The following is a 15,032-nucleotide window of genomic DNA, read 5'->3' on the forward strand; positions in this document are numbered from 1 at the left end:
ACCGGAAGGTGCGGCTGGATCACCTCCTTTCTAAGGAGCACATGGCCGACTGCAGGCAAATGTTCTGCACGGTTGCTCATGGGTGGAACGTTGACTACTCGGCACACTTGACCGGCTTGAATTCCTAGTACTGCTTCGGCGTGGAACGGAAGGAAGAGCGGCGAGGGTGTCGGGCACGCTGTTGGGTATCTGAGGGTACGGCCGTTGGCCTGCTTTCAGTTGCCGGCCCCAGTGCACTCGGGATGTAGGTTCCGGGGTGATGGGTGGTTGGTCGTTGTTTGAGAACTGCACAGTGGACGCGAGCATCTGTGGCCAAGTTTTTAAGGGCGCACGGTGGATGCCTTGGCACCAGGAACCGATGAAGGACGTGGGAGGCCACGATAGGCCCCGGGGAGTCGTCAACCAGGCTTTGATCCGGGGGTGTCCGAATGGGGAAACCCGGCAGTCGTCATGGGCTGTCACCCGCTGCTGAACACATAGGCAGTGTGGAGGGAACGCGGGGAAGTGAAACATCTCAGTACCCGCAGGAAGAGAAAACAACCGTGATTCCGGGAGTAGTGGCGAGCGAAACCGGATGAGGCCAAACCGTATACGTGTGAGACCCGGCAGGGGTTGCGTGTGCGGGGTTGTGGGATCTCTCTTTTACGGTCTGCCGGCCGTGAGACGAGTCAGAAACCGTTGATGTAGGCGAAGGACATGCGAAAGGTCCGGCGTAGAGGGTAAGACCCCCGTAGTCGAAACATCAGCGGCTCGTTTGAGAGACACCCAAGTAGCACGGGGCCCGAGAAATCCCGTGTGAATCTGGCGGGACCACCCGTTAAGCCTAAATATTCCCTGGTGACCGATAGCGGATAGTACCGTGAGGGAATGGTGAAAAGTACCGCGGGAGCGGAGTGAAATAGTACCTGAAACCGTGTGCCTACAAGCCGTGGGAGCGTCGGGATGGAGCTTGCTCCATCCTCGTGACTGCGTGCCTTTTGAAGAATGAGCCTGCGAGTTTGCGGTGTGTTGCGAGGTTAACCCGGGTGGGGAAGCCGTAGCGAAAGCGAGTCCGAACAGGGCGATTTTAGTAGCACGCTCAAGACCCGAAGCGGAGTGATCTAGCCATGGGCAGGTTGAAGCGGCTGTAAGAGGTCGTGGAGGACCGAACCCACCAGGGTTGAAAACCTGGGGGATGACCTGTGGTTAGGGGTGAAAGGCCAATCAAACTCCGTGATAGCTGGTTCTCCCCGAAATGCATTTAGGTGCAGCGTCGTGTGTTTCTTGCCGGAGGTAGAGCACTGGATAGGCGATGGGCCCTACCGGGTTACTGACCTTAGCCAAACTCCGAATGCCGGTAAGTGAGAGCGCGGCAGTGAGACTGTGGGGGATAAGCTCCATGGTCGAGAGGGAAACAGCCCAGAGCATCGACTAAGGCCCCTAAGCGTACGCTAAGTGGGAAAGGATGTGGAGTCGCACAGACAACCAGGAGGTTGGCTTAGAAGCAGCCACCCTTGAAAGAGTGCGTAATAGCTCACTGGTCTAGTGATTCCGCGCCGACAATGTAGCGGGGCTCAAGCGTACCGCCGAAGTCGTGTCATTGCAGCATATACGGCCAACGCCGGCTGTGATGGGTAGGGGAGCGTCGTGTGCCGGGTGAAGCAGCCGCGGAAGCGAGTTGTGGACGGTTCACGAGTGAGAATGCAGGCATGAGTAGCGATACAAACGTGAGAAACGTTTGCGCCGATTGACTAAGGGTTCCTGGGTCAAGCTGATCTGCCCAGGGTAAGTCGGGACCTAAGGCGAGGCCGACAGGCGTAGTCGATGGATAACCGGTTGATATTCCGGTACCCGCTGTGAAGCGTCAAACATCGAGCATCGTGATGCTAAGGCCGTGAAGCCGCCCTGATCTCTTCGGAGTTGAGGGGAGTGGTGGAGCCGCCGAACCAAGCGGTTAGTAGGTGAGTGATGGGGTGACGCAGGAAGGTAGTCCATCCCGGGCGGTGGTTGTCCCGGGGTAAGGGTGTAGGCCGTGCGGTAGGTAAATCCGTCGCACACATGGCTGAGACCTGATGCCGAGCCGATTGTGGTGAAGTGGATGATCCTATGCTGTCGAGAAAAGCCTCTAGCGAGTTTCATGGCGGCCCGTACCCTAAACCGACTCAGGTGGTCAGGTAGAGAATACCGAGGCGTTCGGGTGAACTATGGTTAAGGAACTCGGCAAAATGCCCCCGTAACTTCGGGAGAAGGGGGGCCACACTCGGTGACCGGATTTACTCCGTGAGCTGGGGGTGGCCGCAGAGACCAGCGAGAAGCGACTGTTTACTAAAAACACAGGTCCGTGCGAAGCCGTAAGGCGATGTATACGGACTGACGCCTGCCCGGTGCTGGAACGTTAAGGGGACCGGTTAGCTCCATTTCGGTGGGGCGAAGCTGAGAACTTAAGCGCCAGTAAACGGCGGTGGTAACTATAACCATCCTAAGGTAGCGAAATTCCTTGTCGGGTAAGTTCCGACCTGCACGAATGGCGTAACGACTTCTCGACTGTCTCAACCATAGGCCCGGTGAAATTGCACTACGAGTAAAGATGCTCGTTTCGCGCAGCAGGACGGAAAGACCCCGGGACCTTTACTACAGTTTGATATTGGTGTTCGGTTCGGCTTGTGTAGGATAGCTGGGAGACTTTGAAGCTCGCACGCCAGTGTGGGTGGAGTCGTCGTTGAAATACCAGTCTGGTCGTGCTGGATGTCTAACCTGGGTCCGTGATCCGGATCAGGGACAGTGTCTGATGGGTAGTTTAACTGGGGCGGTTGCCTCCTAAAGAGTAACGGAGGCGCCCAAAGGTTCCCTCAGCCTGGTTGGCAATCAGGTGTTGAGTGTAAGTGCACAAGGGAGCTTGACTGTGAGACCGACGGGTCGAGCAGGGACGAAAGTCGGGACTAGTGATCCGGCGGTGGCTTGTGGAAGCGCCGTCGCTCAACGGATAAAAGGTACCCCGGGGATAACAGGCTGATCTTCCCCAAGAGTCCATATCGACGGGATGGTTTGGCACCTCGATGTCGGCTCGTCGCATCCTGGGGCTGGAGTCGGTCCCAAGGGTTGGGCTGTTCGCCCATTAAAGCGGTACGCGAGCTGGGTTTAGAACGTCGTGAGACAGTTCGGTCCCTATCCGCTGTGCGCGTAGGAGTCTTGAGAAGGGCTGTCCCTAGTACGAGAGGACCGGGACGGACGAACCTCTGGTGTGCCAGTTGTCCTGCCAAGGGCATGGCTGGTTGGCTACGTTCGGGAGGGATAACCGCTGAAAGCATCTAAGCGGGAAGCCTGCTTCGAGATGAGGACTCCCACCCCCTTGAGGGGTTAAGGCTCCCAGTAGACGACTGGGTTGATAGGCCGGATCTGGAAGCACCGTGAGGTGTGGAGGTGACCGGTACTAATAGGCCGAGGGCTTGTCCTCAGTTGCTCGCGTCCACTGTGTTGGTTCTGAAACCACGAACAACCCCACGTCCACAGCGTGGTGCGGTTGAGTGTTTCATAGTGTTTCGGTGGTCATAGCGTAGGGGAAACGCCCGGTTACATTTCGAACCCGGAAGCTAAGCCTTACAGCGCCGATGGTACTGCAGGGGGGACCCTGTGGGAGAGTAGGACGCCGCCGAACAATCATTGCGAGGAGACCCCGCACCGGGAACGGTGCGGGGTTTTCTGCGTTTTACCCCCGTTTTCTAGCCCACCAGCTTTGTGTCATAGGCCAGGATGACCGCCTGGACGCGGTCCCGCGAGCCCGTCTTGGCCAGGATCCGGCCCACGTGTGTTTTGACCGTGGACTCGGCGAGGTGGAGGCGCTCGGCTATCTCCGTGTTGGTCCAGCCCTGGCCCATCACCCGCAGGATCTCGGTTTCGCGTTCGGTGAGTGGGGCCAGGCGCGGATCGGGGGATCCGGGCGCATGGTCCGGTGCGGTGGTGGCCGGCAGGTGATGGACGTAGGCGTCGAGCAGACGGCGGGTCAGGCTCGGGGCGACCACCGCGTCGCCTGTGGCCACCGAGCGGATGCCGGAGAGGAGTTCCTCCGGCTGGGCGTCCTTGACCAGGAAGCCGGAGGCGCCGGCCCGCAGGCCGGAGTAGGCGTACTCGTCCAGGTCGAAGGTGGTGAGGATGAGGACGCGGCTGCGGCCGCCGCCCGCGACGATGCGTCGGGTCGCCTCGATGCCGTCCAGGCCGGGCATGCGGACGTCCATGAGGACGACGTCGGGGTGGAGTTCGGCCGCCATCCGGGTCGCTTCGGCGCCGTTGGACGCCTCGCCCACGACCGTCATGTCGTCCTGGCTCTCCAGGAGCATGCGGAAGCCGAAGCGCTGGAGGGGCTGGTCGTCGGCTATGAGGACGGTGGTCACTGCGGGGATTCCTCCGGTAGGTGCAGATGGACGCGCCAGCCCTGCTCGGGGGCGGGGCGCGGGCCGGCCTCAAGTGTGCCCCCGTACAGGGAGGTCCGTTCCCGCATTCCCGGCAGGCCGCGGCCGCCGGAGGGGGTGCGGGAGGGGAGCGGGGCGGGTCGGCCCGTGTCGGTGACGGTGAGGGTGGCTGCGCCGCCCGCACCGTAGGACAGCTCGATGTGGGCGGTGGCGTCGGGGCCGGCGTGTTTGAGGGTGTTGGTGAGGGCTTCCTGGATGACGCGGTAGAGCGTGAGCTGGCGGCCCTCGGGGAGGGCGGGCTCCCCCTTGACGGTGGTGCGGACGGGGAGACCGGCCCGGCGCACGCCGTCGAGGAGGCGGTCGAGGTCCGTGAGGGCGGGCTGCGGGGCCAGTTCGGGCGCCGGACCGGTGCCGTCCTGGTCGTCGTCGCGCAGGACGTCCAGGAGGCGGCGGAGTTCGCCGAGGGCCTGGCGGCTGGTGGTACCGATGGCGTCGAGGGCCTGGGCGGCGCGGTCGGGGGACTTGGCGGCGGCGTAGCGTCCGCCGTCGGCGAGGCCGGTGATGACGGAGAGGTTGTGGCCGATGATGTCGTGCATCTCCCTGGCTATGCGTGCGCGTTCGGCGGCGGCGGCGAGCCGGACCTGCTGGTCGCGTTCGGTCTCCAGGCGGCGGGCGCGGTCCTCCAGGGCTTCTGTGTAGTCGCGCCGGGTGCGCACGGTGATGCCGATGAGGGCGGCCACGCCGATGGCGACGAGCTGTGAGCCGAGCTGCTGGTTCCAGGAGCCCGCGCTGTCCCCGTAACGGGCGACCGAGACACAGGTCGGCGCGGTCACCACGGCCACCGCCCACCACAGATTGCGCAGCGGCAGGCGCAGGGCGATGTGGTGGACGAGGAGGAGCTGGAGCAGGGCGGCCTGGAGGGCGGCGCCCGACCACGTGCTCACCAGGGCCGCGGGCAGCGTGAGCAGAAGGGCGCCCCGGGGGTTGCTGCGGCGCCAGACGACCGGGACGGAGAGGGCGAGGCTGAGCACGACGACGAGACCGACGGGGACGCCGGGGTCGTGGGCGACGCTGCGCCAGCCGTCGCCGGTCCCGTCGATCAGGGCGGCCAGGACCCAGAAGCCGGTGAGGAGGAGGTCCCACAGGAGCGGATGGCGGCGGTCGAAGGCGCGGATCCGCCGGTTGACGCGCTGGACGTACTCGGTGAGGGGTTCGGCGGCTCGGTCTTCCGGCACCGGCTTCACGGGCTCCATCCGACCATGGTCGGGGGTCCGGGCGCGACGGGCGTCCGTCCGGGGGCCGTATATGAGATGAGGGGCGTAGTACCCGGGTATTACGGTGACCGGCATGAGTGCCTCGGTCCCCGGTGACTACGTGATCCGTTCCATACGCGCCGACGAGTGGCCCGCGGTGAAGGAGCTGCGGCTGCGTGCGCTGCGGGACCCGGTCGCGAATCTCGCGTACCTGGAGACGTACGAGGAAGCCGCCCTGCGGCCGGACTCCTTCTGGCGGGAGCGGGCGGCCGGAGGCGCCGAGGGGGCCTCCGGGGCGCGGCAGCTCGTTGCCGTGGGACCCGGCGGGCTGTGGCTCGGCACGCTGACCGTGCTCGTGGAGGAGGCCGGGACGACGGACTGGGCCGGGTTCCCGGTGGAGCGGCGGCAGGGACATGTCGTCGGGGTGTTCGTCCGGCCCGAGTGGCGCGGGAGCGGGCTGACCAAGGCGCTGTTCGACGCCGGTCTCGAGTGGGCGTGGGCGAACGGCGTCGAGCGGATGCGGCTAATCGTGCATCCCGACAACGGGCGGGCACAGGGGGCCTACCGGAAGGCGGGGTTCGCGCCGAGCGGGCGGACGGTGCCGCTGGAGGGCGGGCCCGGGGACCACGAGTTGGAGTACGTGCTCGAGCGCTGACCCGGTCTGGCGTCCTTCCGTCCTTTCCCGTCAGACGGGGAGCTCGTCGTGGGGCCAGCGGGCACGGCCCTGTTCGCGGGAGCGGAGCAGGGCCAGGGTCGGCAGGCCCACGTCCGTACCGTCGGCGAGCAGTTCCGGGAGCTGGGGCAGCGGGGCCACGGCCGCGACATCGTCCAGGACGAGCGTCAGTGGTGGGTCGAGGCGACCGGAGGATGACCGTTCGGCCATGCGCCGGCCGCGCTCGACCACGCTGGAGACGAGCGCCGTCAGCAGCGGCATCGCGCCCGGGCTCGTGCGGGGGTCCTCGATGGATTCACCCACCACGTAAAGGGTTCCCTGTTCGTGGACGAAGGAATCCAAGGCGAGGGCATCAGTTCGGTTGGGAGTGCACGCCTCGCGGATATTGACCGTGGAGAGCGCGGCGAGGGCCCGGGCGGTCAGCTGCTGGGCCATGTCCCGGCGCTCGGGGTGGGCGGTGAGGGACCCTTCGAGTTCGCCCGCGGAGCCGGGGGCGGCCTTGGGGTGGGTACGCAGGATGCGGACGGCGTCCTGGACCTGGAGGCCCTGGGACCAGCGGTGGACGTGGCGGATGGTGCGGCCGTCGATGGCGGCGGCGTGGAGGTAGCTGCGCAGCAGCAGTTCGGCGGTGTCGCCGAGCGCCTGGTCGAGGCGTGCGGTGGGGCGGACGGGTGTGAGCAGGGCGGCGGCTCTGGCGGTGGCGGTCTGTCTGTCCTCGCAGCCCGCGGTGGGGGACCAGTGGATGCGGGCGGGGGTGTCGCAGAGGTGGTTCGGGTCGTAGAGGTGGGTGGGGCCGAGTTTGGCGCGGGCGTCCTTGGTCTCGGACCAGAGGGCGGGGTTGGAGGTGATGACGAGGGCGGCGCCCTCCGCGTCCCGCAGGGCGCCGGTTGCGGTTTCGTGGCGGCTGGCCTTGGGGCCGTAGTGCACCGCGCCTTCGGCGCGGTGGGCATCCCACCCACCCACACGTTCGCCCTTGAGCAGAGAGGCTGAGGGGTGGTCGGTCGCCTGGGTCGGAGTGTGTGGAGTCACGGGGTCCTGCTGCGGCGCCCTCGGGGTGGGTACCTCGTGCACCGGCACGTCCTGGAGCAGGGTCTCCCGGACCGGCGTCTCCTGCGCCACCGGCGTCGGCACTGATGGCGGCGGCCCCTCGCGTCGTCGCTTCCGTACCGCTCGCCACCGCGCCAACGTGCCCATCACGAACACTGTCAGCACCACCAGCACCATCAGCTGGCCGATGAACAGCCCCCAGAACAGCCCGTACCCGGACAGCGCCCCCTCCGGGGCGTCCGGCCACGCGCCCGGGATGTCGTGGGGCTCGGCGATCAGTTGGCGCATGGCCTGCGGGGTGCCGGTGAAGCTGACGCCGGCGGGCCAGGAGCCGTGGGCGAACAGGGCGGACAGGCCGGTCGCCGTCCACACCAGCAGGGTCATACCGAGGATGAAGGCCAGTATGCCGATCAGCAGGCCGTCGGGGATGCCGCCCTGGGCCGGCCGCTGGTCGCGACGGTCGTCCGGTCTCATGCGTCCGGTGCCTCTCCGTGTCTCCTGCGCCGGGCCCCGCCCGACGTTCTACGCCACCGTCGATTCCGACGAGTCGCCGATGTGCTGCTCCATGAACGCCGCCGCCCGCTCCTCCGCCTCCAGCTCCGCGGCGCGCAGGGCGTCGTCGGTCAGGTGGTCGGAGGAGGACTCGGTCATCGCGCGGTCGGTGAAGACCAGGGGGCGTTCGGTCTCGGTGATCAGGTGCTTGACCACCTGGACGTTGCCGTTGACGTCCCAGACCGCGATGCCGGGGGTGAGGGAGGGGATGATCTCCACCGCCCAGCGCGGCAGGCCGAGGACGCGGCCGGTGGCCCGCGCCTCGTCGGCCTTCTGGGCGTAGATGGTGCGGGTGGAGGCCATCTTGAGGATGGCCGCGGCCTCTCTGGCCGCCGCCCCGTCGACGACGTCGGACAGGTGGTGGACCACCGCCACGAAGGACAGACCCAGCCGGCGTCCGAACTTCAGCAGCCGCTGGAACAGCTGTGCCACGAAGGGGCTGTTGATGATGTGCCAGGCCTCCTCGACCAGGAAGATGCGCTTCTTCCGGTCGGGGCGGATCCAGGTGTGCTCCAGCCAGACGCCCACGATGGCCATGAGGATCGGCATCGCGATGGAGTTGCGGTCGATGTGCGAGAGGTCGAAGACGATCAGCGGGGCGTCGAGGTCGATGCCGACGGTCGTCGGGCCGTCGAACATGCCCCGCAGGTCACCGTCGACGAGCCGGTCCAGGACGAGCGCGACGTCCAGGCCCCAGGCCCGTACGTCGTCTATGGCGACGTTCATCGCCTCGGCGGACTCCGGCTCGGGGTGGCGAAGCCGCTCGACGATGTCGGTGAGGACCGGCTGGCGTTCGACGATCGTCTCGTTGACGTAGGCGTGCGCGACCTTGAGGGCGAAGCCGGAGCGCTCGTCCAGGCCGTGGCCCATGGCGACCTCGATGATCGTGCGGAGCAGCGCCAGCTGCCCCGTCGTCGTGATCGCCGGGTCGAGCGGGTTGAGGCGGATGCCGTGGTCCAGGGCGGCCATCGGGTCGAGGCGGATGGGAGTTATGCCCAGCTCCTCGGCGATGAGGTTCCACTCGCCGACTCCGTCCTCGCCCTGGGCGTCCAGGACGACGACCTGACGGTCGCGGAAACGCAGCTGGCGCAGGACGTACGTCTTCTCCAGGGCCGACTTGCCGTTGCCGGACTCGCCGAGCACCAGCCAGTGCGGGGCGGGGAGCTGCTGGCCGTAGAGCTGGAAGGGGTCGTAGATGTAGCCCTTGCCGGAGTAGACCTCGCGGCCGATGATCACGCCGGAGTCGCCGAGGCCGGGGGCGGCCGTCGGCAGGTAGACGGCCTGGGCCTGGCCGGTGGACGTGCGGACGGGGAGGCGGGTCGTCTCCACCTTCCCGAACAGGAAGGACGTGAACGCGTCGGTGAGGACGGACAGCGGGTCCCGCATCAGGCTCAGCCCCTACCTTCGGATGCCGGTGGCGAACGGAAGAGTGTTCACGAAGGCGCGATGGTGCTCACGGTCGCACCACTCCAGTTTCAGGTACGACTTTCCGGCCGACGCCCTTATCGTCCGCTTGTCGCGGGCCAGGGCCTCGGGGGTGCGGGAGGAGACGGTGATGTAGCCGACCAGGTTGACGCCGGCCGCGCCGCTGGCGAGGTCCTCGCCGCGCTGGTCGAGGCGGCCGTGGGCGGCGATGTCGCGGGGGTCCACGGTCCGGTTCATCTTGGCGGCGCGGGACGCCTCGGCGTCGTCGTTCGTCTTCTCGGTCAGCATGCGCTCGATGGCGACCTCGGTGGGTTCGAGGTCCATCGTGACGGCGACGGTGCGGATCACGTCCGGGGTGTGGACGAGGAGGGGGGCCAGGAAGTTGACCCCGACCGGCGTCATCGGCCACTCCTTGACCCAGGCGGTGGCGTGGCACCAGGGGGCGCGGGTGGCGGACTCGCGGGTCTTGGCCTGGAGATAGGTGGGCTCCATGGCGTCCAGCTCGGCCGGCCAGGCGTTGCGCTTGGTCATCGCCTGGATGTGGTCGATGGGGTGGTCCGGGTCGTACATGGCGTGGATCAGGGAGGCGAGCCGGCCCTGGCCCAGCGGCTGGCGCACGCGGATGTCGGCTTCCTGGAGGCGGGAGCAGATGTCGGTCAGCTCGCGCGCCATGACGATCGCGAGTCCGGCGTCCCGGTCCAGCTTGCGTCCGGAGTGCGGGCGGGCGGCGCGGGCCATGGTGTGGGCCTCGGCGGCCAGCTCGCGGTTGTAGTGCATGCAGGCGATGAGATAGGCGCGGTGTTGCTCGCTGCTGGTGGACACCATCGACTGGAGCTGGTCGTACGACTGCCGCAGCCACGGCGGTGACTTGTCGTCGCCGCGCTGGGAGACGTCCTTGGCGTGCGCGTCGGGGTCGGCCGGGAGGGTGCGGGCGAGCATCTGGATGCGGGTGACGAAGCCGTCGCCGTTGGCCACGTGCTTGAGCAGGGTGCCGAACCGGTCGACGAGGGCTTCCTGGTCCTCGGAGTCGCGCAGGCCGACGCCGGGCCCCTCGATCTCGATGGCGGCCGTCACGGTCTTGCGGTCGGCGTGCAGCAGTACGGCGATCTCGTCGGGCCCGAAGGGCGCCGCCAGCCAGGAGATGCGGCCGATGCCGGGCGGCGGGCCGACCTCGATCTCGCGGCCGTCGATCCTGGTACCGGCCTCGATGGCGCCGGAGCGGTACGTGGTGCCCCTGCGGAGGGTGCGCTTGTAGCTGCGGTTGATCTCGAACCACCGGTAGAACGTCCGGTGGTTGTACGGCACGTAGACCGCCGCCAGGGCGAGCATCGGGAAGCCGCAGAGCAGCACGATGCGCAGGGTCAGGACGGGGACGAGGAGCCCGCACATCATGCCGAGGAACGCGCCCGCGACGATCAGCGCGATCTCACCGGTCTCGCGATTGCGGCCGACGATCGCGTTCGGCCGGGCGCGGCCGATCAGATACGTACGGCGGGGCGTGACCGTATGGGACATGTGGGACTCGGTCGTCAACGCCCGTCACCTCCTGTGCTCTTGCTGTTGCGGGTGTTGCTGGCGTGCGGCGTGTTCACCGGGCTGCCGGTGCGCGGTGCGGGTGCGGCGGAGGGGACATTTCCGCCGCCGCCGTTCGAGGGGCGCGAGCTGTGCGCGGCGACTCCGCCGGAGGCGGGGTTCGAGGGGCGGGGGGCGGCGGAGGACGAGGACTGTCCGCCGCCGCTGTCGCCGTTGCTGCGGCTGCTGTGGGTTCTGATTCCCTGGGCGACCAGGTTCGCCGGGGAGCTGATCACGGCGGCCGCCTTGCCCTCGGCGCCCTGCATGATGCGGTTGTTGCGGCCGTTGGCGATCTCGTCGCCGAAGCCGGGGACGAAGCGGTAGATCATCGCCGAGGCGAAGATCGCGAGCAGGATGATGGCCAGGCCGGACACGATGGCGGCCACGGAGTCGGGGCCTTCTTCCGTGGTCAGCGCACCGGCGAGGCCCAGCACGATCACGATCACCGGCTTCACCATGATCACGGCGATCATGATGCCGGCCCACCGGCGGACATGGCCCCACAGGTTCTTGTCGACCAGGCCGGCGTAGACGACGACGCCGAGCAGGGCGCCGACGTAGAGCAGGACGGCCCGCAGGTACAGCTCCAGGTAGAGGACGCCCGCGGCGATGATCGACACGAACGACACCAGGATCAGCATGATCGGGCCGCCGCCGATGTCGTTGCCCTGCTGCAGCGCCTGGGAGAACGTGCCGAAGAACGTGTCCGTCTGGTCTCCGGTGCCCTTGGCCAGGACGTCGGTGACGGCGTCGGTGGCCGACACGACCGTGTACAGGATCAGCGGCGTGAAGGCCGACGCCAGGACGGTGAGCCAGAGGAACCCGACGGCCTCGGACAGCGCGGTCGTGAGCGGGACGCCGCGGACGGCACGCTTGGCCACCGCGAGCAGCCACAGGATCAGGGTCAGGAACGCGGACGCTGCGAAGACGACGCCGTACTGCTTGAGGAACGTGTCGTTCGTGAAGTCCACGTCGGCGGTGTTCTTCACGGCGTCGCTGAGCGTGTCGACGGTCCAGGCGGCGGCGTCTGCACAGCCCTTGGCGAGGGAGGAGAGGGGGTCGAGGGTGGAGGGGAGCGTGTCGGGCGTGCCCCCACCACCCCCGGAGCCACCGCCTCGTTCGCAGTAGTCTTTGGCGGGGCCGTGGATCAGGTCGCAGGGGTCGTTGCTCGGCGAAGGCGTCGGGGCGGCGAAAGTGCGGGTGGCGAAGAGGAAGGCCGCCGTCTGCACGGCCGTGACGACAGCGGTCAGTTCGAATACGCGGCGGTTAGCGCGCATACGTGAACCCTCCGTACTCCTGGACGGCTTTGGCCATCTCGTCCGCGCTGGATGCCTTGTCGTCGCCGGGAATAGGCGCCGGGCCATCCTTCTGCGAGTGCGTCACGATCTTCCAGTCATCATTGACCCACGCAAGCTGCATGGTGATGGTGAACCAGCTGCTCGTGACCGGGACAGTGGAGTTCCGACCCGCGAGCCCGAGAAGGCCGCTGCACCACACCTCGACGGTCGTGCTGTCGGCCGAGCTCTGGGTGGCCTTGGTACCGACCGGGCTCGTGCGAGACACGAAGGTGTAGCCCTTGGGCGTCGAGCCGTCCTTGTTCAGGCCGACGTTCTGGTTGAACTCCGGGCTGTATGCCTTGTCCAGGGTGGCCTCGAAGTCTGCCACTCTGTCGGGAACGATGATCGCCTGCAGGATGGGGTCCCGCTTCGCCTTGTCGAACATCCCGTCAGACCCCAGCGCCACCGCGTAGTTCGCCGCCGCGCTCTGGGCCCCCTGCGCGTCATGGGCGAAGCCCGACTGCACCGGACGTGTCCCCGAAGGCGCCGTCGCCGAGGTCTTCGGGTTGTCTCCGTCCCCGCCCTCCCCGGACGCGGAATCGTCTCCTCCACGGTTCGCGAAGGCGATCGCGGCGATGAGGAGGACGACGACGCCGACCACGGTGACCAGGCTGCGCGAGGAGGAGCGGCCGCCGCGTCGGGGGCCGCCTTCGTCCTCGGGCAGCCGGAGCCGGGTCTGGCCGGCGCCGCCGTAATCGCCGGACGACTGGTGATCGTCTCCGAGACTCATGCCGCGTACGCCCCCTCGACGTCGGGTCGGCCGTGTACGTACGACGGTAGCCGTGCTGGGTCCCGCTCGGGCGCGGTGTTATGACTCGACATCAGGGAAACGCAACCTCAGCCGGTTGGCACGACGGGCGGGTGGGATGGAGGGGGAGGAACGGTTGCGTGCCGGGGCTACACGGCCATCCCGTACACGATGGTGAAGAGCGTGCCGAGTGAGCCGATGATGAACACGCCGGTCAGACCGGCGATGATCAGGCCCTTGCCCTGTTCCGCGCTGAAGGTGTCCCGGAGCGCGGTGGCACCGATGCGCTGCTTGGCGGCGCCCCAGATGGCGATGCCGAGGCAGAGCAGGATGGCTACGGCCATCACCACCTCGATCATCACCTTGGCCTCGTTGCCCAGGCTGCCGAAGGGGCCCCAGTCCGGAGCGATCCCCCCGATGATGGTGTTGATGTCTCCCTCGTCGGCCGCAAAGAGCATGTAAGTCACCGCCCCTGTTGGGTAGTTCCGCGCCCTCTGCGGGCATGCAGAGGTCAAGCCTCATTGTCGCCGACAATGGCACCGTCGCATGTCGACTTGGCGTCATTGGTTGGCGGGTTTCGTACCAATAGCTTGCCACCGGTCCGCACCGGCTCCTTGCCGGGTGGTGCGGATCGGTGCGTGAAGAGTCGTATGGTCACTCTGTGTATCACGTGAGGTTACGCCGGGCAATGATGCGGGGCGCAACCTGGCGCGTGGTTGCGTCGTTGGACCCCTCTCGGGTGTTCGTGGCCGTGGGGCCGGTCGAGGCGGGCGGTGCCGAGGTGAGGTGCCGTCAGGTCGGTGGCGACATGGCCGGGAAACGTCACTGAACGGTGCGGCCATGGGGGATGGTTGGACCATGCGCAAGATGTGGGTCGGTGCCGGTGTCACGGTTGCCCTGGGGATGGGCTTCGTGATGCTGCTCGTCGTGGGTGTCTACCTCGTCGCCGGGAACCTGGCCGGCGGTGCGGGCGGCGGCGGGGCCAAGAAGCTCGCGAAGGGGAGCGTGCCCGCGGTGTACCAGCCGCTCGTGCAGAAGTGGGGCAATCTCTGCCCGGCCATCAACCCCGCGCTGCTCGCCGCCCAGTTGTACCAGGAGAGCGGGTTCGACCCGAAGGCCCGGAGCGCGGCGACGGCGCAGGGGATAGCGCAGTTCATTCCCGGGACGTGGGCCGTCCACGGTGTCGACGGCGACGGGGACGGCGACCGGGACGTGTGGGATCCCGAGGACGCGATTCCGTCGGCGGCCTCGTACGACTGCTCTCTCGCCTCCTACGTGAAGAGCGTGCCCGGCAGTCCGACCGAGAACATGCTGGCCTCCTACAACGCGGGTCCCGACGCGGTGATCCGATACCAGGGCGTACCGCCGTACGCGGAGACCAGGAACTACGTCAAGACCATCACCACGCTGGAGAAGAGTTTCGCCGCGCCCACCACCCGGGTCGATCCGTCCGAGCAGGCCGCCGGTGCCATCGCCTACGCGCAGGAGAAGCTCGGGACGCCCTATCTGTGGGGTGGGAACGGGACCGCCGACCAGGGAGGTCGGTTCGACTGTTCGGGGCTGACCAAGGCGGCGTACGAGAACGTGGGGATCAAGCTGCCGCGGGTCGCCAACGACCAGTACAACGCGGGGCCCCACCCGGGGCGGGACGAACTGCTGCCGGGGGACCTGGTGTTCTTCTCGGACGACCTCACCAACTCGCGGGCCATCCGGCACGTGGGGATCTACGTGGGCGGCGGGTACATGATCGACGCGCCGCGGACGGGGGCCGTGATCCGGTTCGACCCGATCGACACCCCCGACTACTTCGGGGCCACCCGGGTGACCGAGGATGGCGCGAAAGCGCTGCCCACCACGGTGTGAATGGGAGGGTGTGAACCCAGCGTGAAACCCTGCCCTGAGCTGCGACGACGTGTCTCTCTTCGATAACGTCTGCGTGATCATTCAGTGGAGTGTGGAACGTATCAACGGGGACCGTGCGTTCCTGTTGACGTACAGCTGACCACGGGGGTGGCAGAAGAGGCGTGCGTTCGGCGCGCC

Annotated in this window: 10 protein-coding genes and 3 rRNA genes (1 of these 13 cut by a window edge); 5 read left to right on the forward strand and 8 right to left on the reverse strand. The window is 67.2% G+C overall.

Annotated elements, in window-relative coordinates; genetic code table 11:
* From C4J65_RS17740 to rrf, 3 genes are all read left to right on the forward strand, one after another.
* Window positions 1–30, forward strand: a 16S ribosomal RNA gene (locus C4J65_RS17740); it begins 1,497 nt to the left of the window's first position.
* Between the two features lie 280 nt (window positions 31–310).
* Window positions 311–3,433, forward strand: a 23S ribosomal RNA gene (locus C4J65_RS17745).
* A gap of 84 nt (window positions 3,434–3,517) precedes the next feature.
* A 5S ribosomal RNA gene (gene rrf / locus C4J65_RS17750) occupies window positions 3,518–3,634 on the forward strand.
* The 16S, 23S and 5S rRNA genes sit together here, the layout of an rRNA operon.
* 64 nt (window positions 3,635–3,698) lie before the next feature.
* On the opposite strand, the gene C4J65_RS17755 is transcribed toward rrf, so the two are convergent.
* Both C4J65_RS17755 and C4J65_RS17760 read right to left on the reverse strand, forming a co-directional pair.
* On the reverse strand, window positions 3,699–4,367 hold the full coding sequence (locus tag C4J65_RS17755) for a response regulator transcription factor (RefSeq protein ID WP_115743282.1): 669 nt from the start codon (window positions 4,365–4,367) through the stop codon (window positions 3,699–3,701).
* Window positions 4,364–5,638 carry a sensor histidine kinase gene (locus tag C4J65_RS17760; protein WP_162833227.1) on the reverse strand — a complete coding sequence of 425 codons (1,275 nt, stop codon included), beginning with the start codon at window positions 5,636–5,638 and terminating at the stop codon, window positions 4,364–4,366. The genes C4J65_RS17755 and C4J65_RS17760 overlap by 4 nt, the downstream gene beginning before the upstream one ends.
* A 94-nt stretch (window positions 5,639–5,732) precedes the next feature.
* Between C4J65_RS17760 and C4J65_RS17765 the strand changes: the two genes are divergently transcribed.
* Window positions 5,733–6,293, forward strand: a complete 561-nt coding sequence (locus C4J65_RS17765) for a GNAT family N-acetyltransferase (protein WP_205351028.1) — start codon at window positions 5,733–5,735, stop codon at window positions 6,291–6,293.
* A 30-nt stretch (window positions 6,294–6,323) separates the two neighbouring features.
* Here C4J65_RS17765 and C4J65_RS17770 read toward each other — a convergent pair whose 3' ends face one another.
* The 6 genes from C4J65_RS17770 to C4J65_RS17795 all read right to left on the reverse strand — a co-directional run bounded on the left by C4J65_RS17770 (window position 6,324) and on the right by C4J65_RS17795 (window position 13,450).
* On the reverse strand, window positions 6,324–7,832 hold the full coding sequence (locus C4J65_RS17770) for a type IV secretory system conjugative DNA transfer family protein (protein ID WP_115743284.1): 1,509 nt from the start codon (window positions 7,830–7,832) through the stop codon (window positions 6,324–6,326).
* Between the two features lie 48 nt (window positions 7,833–7,880).
* Window positions 7,881–9,296 (reverse strand): ATP-binding protein, encoded by a 1,416-nt coding sequence (locus tag C4J65_RS17775; protein WP_115743285.1) that lies wholly within the window; start codon window positions 9,294–9,296, stop codon window positions 7,881–7,883.
* Between the two features lie 12 nt (window positions 9,297–9,308).
* Window positions 9,309–10,868, reverse strand: coding sequence for an SCO6880 family protein (locus tag C4J65_RS17780; RefSeq protein ID WP_162833228.1), 1,560 nt, complete (start codon window positions 10,866–10,868; stop codon window positions 9,309–9,311).
* Entirely contained in the window at window positions 10,865–12,184 is a 1,320-nt protein-coding gene (locus C4J65_RS17785) for a hypothetical protein (RefSeq protein WP_205351029.1), read from the reverse strand. The genes C4J65_RS17780 and C4J65_RS17785 overlap by 4 nt, the downstream gene beginning before the upstream one ends.
* Complete coding sequence (locus C4J65_RS17790; protein WP_115743286.1) at window positions 12,174–12,974, reverse strand: hypothetical protein; 801 nt, start codon at window positions 12,972–12,974, stop codon at window positions 12,174–12,176. The genes C4J65_RS17785 and C4J65_RS17790 overlap by 11 nt, the downstream gene beginning before the upstream one ends.
* A gap of 167 nt (window positions 12,975–13,141) precedes the next feature.
* Window positions 13,142–13,450: a hypothetical protein gene (locus C4J65_RS17795; RefSeq protein ID WP_019526682.1), complete on the reverse strand. Its 309-nt coding sequence runs from the start codon at window positions 13,448–13,450 to the stop codon at window positions 13,142–13,144.
* A 382-nt stretch (window positions 13,451–13,832) separates the two neighbouring features.
* On the opposite strand from C4J65_RS17795, the gene tgdA reads away from it, so the two are divergent.
* A complete protein-coding gene (gene tgdA, locus C4J65_RS17800; protein ID WP_115743287.1) occupies window positions 13,833–14,855 on the forward strand; it encodes a transglycosylase TgdA in 1,023 nt (340 codons plus the stop codon).
* Window positions 14,856–15,032: the final 177 nt, after the last annotated feature.

It is taken from the genome of Streptomyces sp. CB09001, from assembly GCF_003369795.1.
Taxonomy (GTDB): Bacteria; Actinomycetota; Actinomycetes; order Streptomycetales; family Streptomycetaceae; genus Streptomyces.